Here is a 1,514-nt window from a genome sequence, read left to right as displayed (position 1 = left end):
TGGGTGCTGGCGCGCTTCGCCTTCTGGCTCGGCTACCACCGCAGCGCCGCGGCGCGGGGGCTGGGCGCGCCCGGCATGGCGATGAGCATGATCATCCTGGTCTATGTGGCGAGCCGGTTCGGCGGCGAGGTCGCAGGACCGGTCGGGGCGACCGCCCCGGTGATCGCCTTCCTGGGCCTGGAGGCGGTGCTGTTCTGGGCGACGGCGCCTGGACGCCGACGGGGCTAGATCCGCCCGCGGGCGACCGCCCAGGTCAGCTTCAGGTATTTCGTGACGTCGCCCTCGTGCGGGCGGCCTGACAGGGCCGCGTGCGCGACGGCGGGAAAGGCGCTCGCGCTGAGCCGCCGCACGGCGACCCGGGCCTGGACCAACTCGGCTGCGAACAGCGGATCGTGCCGCCGCCCGAGCGCCCAGGCGGCGCCGGCCGCGCGCGCCGCCTCAGCGTCGCCCGCGCGATCGAGCAGCGCCGCCGCCAGCGCCGCGACTTGGCCGCCCGAGTCCCTCGCCCAGACGAGCGCCTCGGCCTCGGCCATGGGCGCGGGATCGAGCTCGCGGTAGCGGGCCTCGACGAGGGCCTCGAGGGCGTCGCGGGCCAGGCCCCGCCGGGCGATGACCTCGGCCAGCGCCTGGGCCGTGGGATGGCGGCGAACCGGCCGGCCTTCGAACATCTCCTCCAGGGCCTCGCGCCACCAGGTCAGGCGGATTTCGCCGATCAGCGGGTTGGAGGCGACCTTGGGCGCGCGGGCGAGCTCGTGGTCGAAGGCGTAGAGGGTGATGACGTCGGCGCGCGCCTGAGCATCGGCGATGAACCGGCTGGACATCCAGCGGTCCGGATCCACCCGGCGGACCAGGGCGTCGAGATCGCCGGCATCGTCTTCGGGCGCGTCGTCCATGGGCCTCAAAATCAAAAGGCCCGCCGTAGGGCGGGCCTTCCGATCCTAGATGGGTTCGGCGATCAGCCGAAGATCGTCTGGTTCATGGTCATGGTGACCAGCATCGGCACCGACAGGAAGGTGTTGATGCGCGAGAAGATCATCGCCTTGCGGCCGGCCGCGGCCTTGGCGTCGGCGTCGGCCTCCACCAGCCCGAGGGCGATCTTCTGGGCCGGCCAGATGAAGGCCCAGACGTTGATGAACATGATCGTCGCCAGCCACATGCCCAGGCCGATGAAGGCGGTCTGCGGCACATGGAAGCCGTTGCCGAGCGTGATCGCCTGCAGCAGGTAGCCGCGATTGTAGGCGAGGATGACGCCCATCACCCAAGTGAACAGCGCCGACCAGCGGAACCAGAACATGGCCTCGGGCGCGATGTACTTGGAGACGGCCGGCTTCAGCTCGGCCGGGATTTCCGGCATTTTCCGGGTCTGCACGAAGTTGAAGTACCAGAGCAGGCCGATCCACATGATCCCGAACGTCACGTGCAGCCAGCGGAACACCGCCTGCCAGAAGATCGCGTCGAACGAGCCGTAATGCATGCGGTAGCCCGCGATGATCACCAGCGCGAGAATGAAGCTC

General features: G+C 70.0%; 3 protein-coding genes. 1 reads left to right on the top strand and 2 read right to left on the bottom strand.

The genetic code is table 11. From position 1 onward, the window contains the following. Positions 1-228 (top strand): hypothetical protein (locus VGT80_RS17350; RefSeq protein WP_327457912.1); only part of this gene is annotated, 228 nt, incomplete at its 5' end. On the opposite strand, the gene VGT80_RS17345 is transcribed toward VGT80_RS17350, so the two are convergent. Then, on the bottom strand, positions 225-893 hold the full coding sequence (locus tag VGT80_RS17345; RefSeq protein ID WP_327457911.1) for a squalene/phytoene synthase family protein: 669 nt from the start codon (positions 891-893) through the stop codon (positions 225-227). The genes VGT80_RS17350 and VGT80_RS17345 overlap by 4 nt on opposite strands. A 62-nt stretch (positions 894-955) precedes the next feature. Continuing rightward, on the bottom strand, positions 956-1,514 hold a 559-nt coding region (locus tag VGT80_RS17340; RefSeq protein WP_327457910.1), incomplete at its 5' end, for a urate hydroxylase PuuD.

The organism is Phenylobacterium sp. (assembly GCF_035944335.1).
GTDB lineage: Bacteria > Pseudomonadota > Alphaproteobacteria > Caulobacterales > Caulobacteraceae > Phenylobacterium.
Note: the sequence above shows the minus strand (reverse complement) of the source record. Positions and strands in the feature narration are given on the sequence as shown.